Genomic DNA, 6256 nt, shown 5'->3' with positions numbered 1-6256 from the left:
GTCTATGGTTTATCGCCGGAAGCCTCGCCCAATGCCGCATCAACTCGAAATTCCTGGGCTTGCAAATCAAGGCGATCGAAGAAGGGCTTTTGCCGCGCACGCAAGCATGACCTCATTCCATCTTGAGGTTGGACGCCTTGATGACCGGCCACCAGCGTTCCGCCTCGATCTTCTGAAACACCCGCAAGGCTTCCGGCGATTGCTGGTCGCGCGGCGAGATCTGGATGCCGAGGTCATCAAACCGCTTTTGCACCGTGGGATCGGCGAGAACGTCACGCAAGGTCGCATTGAGCTTCTCGACAATGTCCCTGGGCGTATCCTTTGGCACCCAAAGCCCGTACCAGAGCGAGGCCGTGAAGCCCGGCAGGCCGGCTTCCTCAACGGTTGGAATATTGGGCGACGCTGGCAGCCTCGCTTTGCCGGTGACTGCAATCGGCTTGATGCTGTCGGCTGCGATCAGCGATTTGAAATTGGACGACGGCTCCATCATGAAGTCGATCTGGCCCGCCAGCAGGTCCTGCATTGCCGGCGCATTGCCACGATAGGGCACGAACTGAAATTTCGTCGAGGTCGCCTTCTGGAACGCGATCCCGGCAAGATGCCCGGTCGCGCCGACACCGGCGATGCCCACCGAGACCTTGTCGGGATTGGCCTTGAGATAGGCAATCAGTCCCTTGAGATCGTTGGCAGGAAAATCCTTCCGCGCCGCGAGCAGGAGCGGTTCGCTGCCGATATAGATGATCGGCTCGAGATCCCTCAACAAATCGAACGACAGCGCGTAGAGGCCGCCGGTGAGCATATGCGTGGTCGAGGTGCCGATGGAGAGCGTATAGCCGTCGGCGGGTGAACGAACCGCGCGGCCGACGCCGATAGTGCCCGCGGCACCGGCCACATTCTCGATGATGATAGGCTGACCGAGACGCTCCCGCATGTTTTCCGCGAGAAACCGCGCAAGCGTGTCGGTCGCGCCTCCGGCCGGAAATGGAACGATCATGGTGATTGGCCGCACCGGATAGGATTGCGCAGCAGGCGCTCCGGCCCACCCGAAAGCAGCGATGGCAACGGCCATCGATGCGAGCCATCGACGAGAGAATAAATTAGACATCGCCGACCACCTCGCGCCGCCGCCGTTCGGATTCTTCAGCATAACGCCGCATCGCATGCGCCTCGGTCAAGATGCCGATCGGCCGCTGAGCGCCGCTTTCGACCACAGTGAGTGATTCAGCCTCGGTTACGTCAAAGGCAGCAATCGCCTCGCGGATATTCATGCCGGGATGCAGCACGACGCGGGGATAATGCAGGATGCTGTTCAGGTTCTTTTTCGCATCGATATCCGCGCCGTGCGCATCGGACACAAATACCATTCCGGCATAGTGGCCGGCATCGTCGACCGCGACCACTTGCGTCTTCGACCCCGGCGGGAATTTCGTGCGAAATTCGGCGATAGAGGTCGCGGCATTCACGGTCAGCACATCCGGCCGCATTATCCGCCGCACGGTGAGATCGCGGATCCATCCGATGTCGGCAGCGCTGCGGATGGTTTCGCCGCGCAGGTGCAGCCGCCAGGTCGCGAAGGAATAGCCGAACAGCTCGCGCGTAATCTGGGACGAGATGATGACGGCGACCAGCACCGCGGTGGTCAGCCAGAGGTCGCCGGTCGATTCCAGCGCAATGAACGACATTGTCAGCGGTCCGCCGATGACGGAAGCCGACAGCGCGCTCATGCCGATGATGGCGTAGATGTTGGATTCAAGTTGCAGGCCCGGCCAGATGCCGTCAAAGCCGTCCGCGAACAGACGGCCACCGATCGCGCCGAGAAAAAGCGTGGCGAAAAACAGGCCGCCGCGAAAGCCGGAGCCAAGCGATATCACCGACGCCGTCGTCTTCAGCACGAACGCCATGCCGATGAACGCCAGTGGCATCGTGACAATGCCGTTGAAGTGCAGGGCACCGTGCCCCGACGACAACACCTGCGGCGTCTGCAACGCCAAAAGTCCGACGGCAAGACCACCCAAAGCCGGACGCAGCGGTGGCCAAGGGATGATCCTGGCCAACAGTGTTTCGCAAAGCCCGGCTCCGCGCATGATCGCGATCCCGAACAGCGCGGCGAAAACGCCGAGCAGCGCTGCTACCGCAAGATCGCGTCCCACGACGATCCCGACCATAGGACCGGCGCCGACGCCAAGCGACAGCGGCGCAAAGGCATGGGCGACGAAATAGCCGACGACCGAGGCGACCCCAACCGGCGTCAGGCTCGCGGGCGTATAGCCGCCGATCACGAGTTCAAAGGCGTAGAAGGCGCCCGCCAGCGGCGCACCGAAGGCGCCCGCGATCGCAGCCGCCGCGCCGCATCCCACCATCAAGCGCTGGTCCGCGCGGCGCAGATGAAATCCGCGGCCGAGCGAGGCGCCAATCCCGCTCGAAAGCTGGGTGTATCCGGCCTCAAGCCCGACCGATGCGCCGACCCCGCTCGACCAGACCGTTTCCAGCGCCACGATCACGCTGCCGCGAAAAGACATCCGTCCGCCATGCAGGGCATTGGCCTCGATCGGGTCGACTTCGCGCGCCGGCCGCCAACGCAACAACAGCAGAAAGGCGATCCCCAACGAAAGCCCGCCGAGGCTCGGAACCAGAAGCGCGCGCCAGGGATCGATCGAGACCTGGCTTGAAAGGCGATCGCCGGAACTGATGTTGAAGAGCACGGCGTGAAGCACGTTCACCGCCGCGCTCATGGCAGCCACCACCAATCCACCGATGGCGCCGACCACCGCTGCCAAGATCACAAGGCTCGTCTCGTGGGCCCGGACGAAAGCCCGGAGCCGTCGCGGCGCTTCGAGATATGGCGACTTGGTGATCATTTTGCCGTGTCCATATCCGCGGCCTGACGTACCCGCCCGCTTCAATTGGCGGCCTTCCAGCGGCCTTGTAGCGGGCTTGGCGGTGCCCTCGCAATCCGCAGCCGACGAGAGACCGGGGCAGATAACCCTGCCTATGCTCTTCACAATCCCGTCACGCTGCATGTAGTATGTCAACTTATGCTGCTTCGCAGCTATAATGGAGGCCGGGAGCGTTACTTGAACGCACATGTCTCGCAAGGCGGTTGGCCGGTACTGGTGCTGAACGCGGATTTCCGGCCGCTGAGTTATTACCCGCTATCGCTGTGGTCCTGGCAGGACGCGATCAAGGCGGTGTTTCTCGACCGTGTTAACATCGTCGAACATTACGACCGCGCCGTGCGCAGCCCGACCTTCGAGATCCAGCTGCCGAGCGTGGTGTCGCTGAAATCCTTCGTCAAGCCGAGCACGCATCCCGCCTTCACCCGATTCAATGTGTTCCTCCGCGATCGCTTCGCCTGCCAGTATTGTTCGGCCAGCGATGACCTCACCTTCGATCACATTATTCCGCGCAGCAAAGGCGGCCAGACCACCTGGGAAAATGTGGTCGCGGCCTGTTCGCCGTGTAATCTACGCAAGGGAAACCTGACGCCGCAGCAGGCGCGGATGTTCCCAAGGCAGCATCCATTCGCACCGACGGTGCATCAGCTTCACCGCAACGGACGCCTTTTCCCGCCGAATTATCTGCACGACAGCTGGCTCGACTATCTCTATTGGGACACCGAGCTCGATCCATAATGAATTCGGCGCGAAAGCTGCAAGCCCCGCGCCGAGATAACCGTATCAAACTTACAGAGATGCGATCAGAAGAAGCCGGCGCTGATATCGAGGCCGTTCGCCGCCATGCAGGCAGTCACGACCGCAGCCAGGCCGCACACCACCGCCATCGCACTGATGAAGAGGTTGCTGGGAGCCGGAACGGCTTCGGCAGAGATATTCGTAGCAGTATCCATTTTTGTCTCCTGATAAGAAAATACGTGAAAACTCCGGGGCGCAAGCTAGTTGCGAACTCTTTACGCAAGCTTGCGGTACATCGTTAATGCCGGGAAAGCTTAACAAGCAAATGCGTCCGGCTGGCGCGCCGATTGCCGTTTGGGCGGGACACATGCGAAAGCCGGTGCAGACGGCAATGCACGGGGATCAAGGCCTTTCGCGAAGAAAATTTGCGGCATAAGATCGAGGCAATTCTTCGCAGGCTCCCGGTCGCCACCTCGGCGGAGCAGCGGATGCCGTTTGGATCGAGCCGCAGATTTGACATTCCGCGTCAAATTCGCCGCGAGTCCTCCAGGAGATCCTCGATGCCCGCCCTCACTGAATGGAAGGTGCCGCCGGCGAACCAGCCCCGTACCGGCGATTATGGCTTCGATCTCGATCGAGCGCTCGCTTCCGTGGTTGGCCTGCATTCGATCATCCCGTCCGATGCGTTCACCGCCGATACGCTCGGCACCGAGCGCGCCGGCAACGGCGTCATCATCGATGACGGCTTGGTGCTGACCATCGGCTATCTCATCACCGAGGCCGAGGCCGTCTGGCTGCACGCCGGCGACGGGCGCGTGGTGCAGGGCCACGCGCTCGGATTTGATTCCGTGACCGGTTTTGGCCTCGTGCAAGCGCTCGGCCATCTCGATCTCGATCCCTTGCCGATCGGCTCGTCGAACCCCGCCAAAGTCGGCGATCGCGTGGTGATGGGCGGCGTCGGCGGGCGGACTCGGTCGGTAGCGAGCCAGATCGCGGCCAAGCAGGAATTCGCCGGCTATTGGGAGTACATGCTGGATGAGGCGATCTTCACCCACCCGGCGCATCCCAATTGGGGCGGCGCCGGCTTGATTTCAGATCGCGGCGAACTGATCGGCATCGGCTCGCTTCAACTCGAGCGCGAGCGCGAAGGCAAGCCCGAGCATGTCAACATGGTGGTGCCGATCGATCTCCTGAAGCCGGTGCTGGACGACTTGCGCAAATTCGGCCGCGTCAACAAGCCGGCGCGCCCGTGGCTCGGGATGTACTCGACCGAGGTCGACGATCGCGTCGTCATCGTCGGCATTTCCGCGAAGGGACCCGCCGCTCGCGCCGAACTCAAGGCGGGCGACGTGATCCTCGCCGTCGACGGGGAAAAAATCACGAGTCAGGCGGACTTCTACCGCAAACTCTGGGCGCTTGGGCCGGCCGGCGTGGACGTGCCGCTGACGGTGCACCATGAAGGCGTCACCTTCGATGTCGTGCTGGCCTCGACCGACCGCGCGCGGCTGTTGAAGGCGCCGCGCCTGCATTAGCGTGCGACGCCGATGAGCGAGGCCGTAATCGACGACGTCGTGGCGGTATTGCCGCCGCTGCTGCAATCGCTGGAAACGCTCGGCTTCATCTCGCGCCATTTTCATCCGCCCTCCTTCGATCGCGTGATGGAAGCGGCCGGCCAGCCCGACAAGGATTTGAACGACGTGCGCGCGCGGCTTGCCGGCTGGCCCGCGGAATTTTCCGACCTGCAGAGCTCGCTTGAGACGGCAAGCGACGCCTCGCTCGCGGCCTATGCGGGGCTGCGCGCAGTACAGGCCGGCCGTGAAGACCTCACCATGGCGTTCCGCGCGCTGCGTCAGTTGCCGCGGGCGCAAGAGGCGCTCTATCCGCTTGCGGCAAAATTCCCGCCGGTGAGCAGCTTTTTCCTCAACCCCGAGCGTTGCGATGACGACGATCTGCTGGCGCGTCTTGCCGTCCCCGCAGGCGAGGACACCGGCATCATTCACGACCATAACGAACCGAGGAGCCGCGGCGGCTTTTCGCTGTATGTGCCGGAATACTACACGCCAGATCGCAGCTGGCCGCTGGTGATGGCGCTGCATGGCGGCAGCGGCAACGGCCGCGGTTTCCTGTGGCGCTGGCTGCGCGATGCTCGCAGCCTCGGCGCGATCCTGATTGCCCCCACAGCCGTGGGAAGCACCTGGGCACTGATGGGCGAAGACGCCGATACGGCAAATCTTGCCCGCATTCTCGATTCCGTCCGCAGCCGCTTCAACATCGATCCCAAAAAATTGCTGCTGACGGGAATGAGCGACGGCGGCACGTTCAGCTACGTCACTGGGCTCGAACGCGCTTCACCCTTCACCCACATTGCCCCGGTCGCGGCAACGTTTCATCCGTTGATGGCCGAGATAGCCGATGCCGAGAGACTGCGAGGCCTGCCGATCCATATCGTCCATGGCGCACTCGACTGGATGTTTCCGGTGCAGACCGCGCGGGAAACGCGCGACGTGCTCACGGCGGCCGGCGCCGACGTCACCTACCGCGAAATCGACAATCTCAGCCATTGCTACCCGAACGAAATGAACGCGCCAATCCTCAAATGGCTAGGCATCGGCAATCGATAGGAC

General features: G+C 62.6%; 6 protein-coding genes. 3 read left to right on the top strand and 3 right to left on the bottom strand.

Annotation, left to right across the window (positions count from 1 at the left end):
* Nucleotides 1-112 precede the first annotated feature (112 nt).
* Nucleotides 113-1069 (bottom strand): Bug family tripartite tricarboxylate transporter substrate binding protein, encoded by a 957-nt coding sequence (locus tag WB528_RS18530; protein ID WP_423889847.1) that lies wholly within the window; start codon nt 1067-1069, stop codon nt 113-115.
* Between the two features lie 28 nt (nt 1070-1097).
* Entirely contained in the window at nt 1098-2858 is a 1761-nt protein-coding gene (locus WB528_RS18525) for a chloride channel protein (RefSeq protein ID WP_423889846.1), read from the bottom strand.
* A 216-nt stretch (nt 2859-3074) separates the two neighbouring features.
* Between WB528_RS18525 and WB528_RS18520 the strand changes: the two genes are divergently transcribed.
* Nucleotides 3075-3632, top strand: coding sequence for an HNH endonuclease (locus tag WB528_RS18520; RefSeq protein ID WP_423889845.1), 558 nt, complete (start codon nt 3075-3077; stop codon nt 3630-3632).
* 65 nt (nt 3633-3697) lie between these two features.
* Here WB528_RS18520 and WB528_RS18515 read toward each other — a convergent pair whose 3' ends face one another.
* Complete coding sequence (locus WB528_RS18515) at nt 3698-3847, bottom strand: hypothetical protein (RefSeq protein WP_423889844.1); 150 nt, start codon at nt 3845-3847, stop codon at nt 3698-3700.
* A 345-nt stretch (nt 3848-4192) separates the two neighbouring features.
* Here WB528_RS18515 and WB528_RS18510 point away from each other — a divergent pair, with 345 nt between their 5' ends.
* Nucleotides 4193-5164 (top strand): S1C family serine protease, encoded by a 972-nt coding sequence (locus WB528_RS18510; RefSeq protein ID WP_423889843.1) that lies wholly within the window; start codon nt 4193-4195, stop codon nt 5162-5164.
* A 12-nt stretch (nt 5165-5176) separates the two neighbouring features.
* Nucleotides 5177-6253 (top strand): dienelactone hydrolase family protein, encoded by a 1077-nt coding sequence (locus WB528_RS18505; RefSeq protein ID WP_423889842.1) that lies wholly within the window; start codon nt 5177-5179, stop codon nt 6251-6253.
* Nucleotides 6254-6256: the final 3 nt, after the last annotated feature.

It is taken from the genome of Bradyrhizobium sp. (assembly GCF_049586575.1).
Classification (GTDB): domain Bacteria; phylum Pseudomonadota; class Alphaproteobacteria; order Rhizobiales; family Xanthobacteraceae; genus Bradyrhizobium.
The sequence above is the reverse complement of the archived record's forward strand: the minus strand, read 5'-3'. Positions and strand labels throughout refer to the sequence as shown.

Coding starts and splice junctions, on each gene's coding strand:
- WB528_RS18515 (WP_423889844.1), bottom strand. CDS start 3,847: ATGGATACTGCTACGAATATCTCTGCCGAAGCCGTTCCGGCTCCCAGC.
- WB528_RS18510 (WP_423889843.1), top strand. CDS start 4,193: ATGCCCGCCCTCACTGAATGGAAGGTGCCGCCGGCGAACCAGCCCCGT.
- WB528_RS18505 (WP_423889842.1), top strand. CDS start 5,177: ATGAGCGAGGCCGTAATCGACGACGTCGTGGCGGTATTGCCGCCGCTG.
- WB528_RS18530 (WP_423889847.1), bottom strand. CDS start 1,069: ATGGCCGTTGCCATCGCTGCTTTCGGGTGGGCCGGAGCGCCTGCTGCG.
- WB528_RS18525 (WP_423889846.1), bottom strand. CDS start 2,858: ATGATCACCAAGTCGCCATATCTCGAAGCGCCGCGACGGCTCCGGGCT.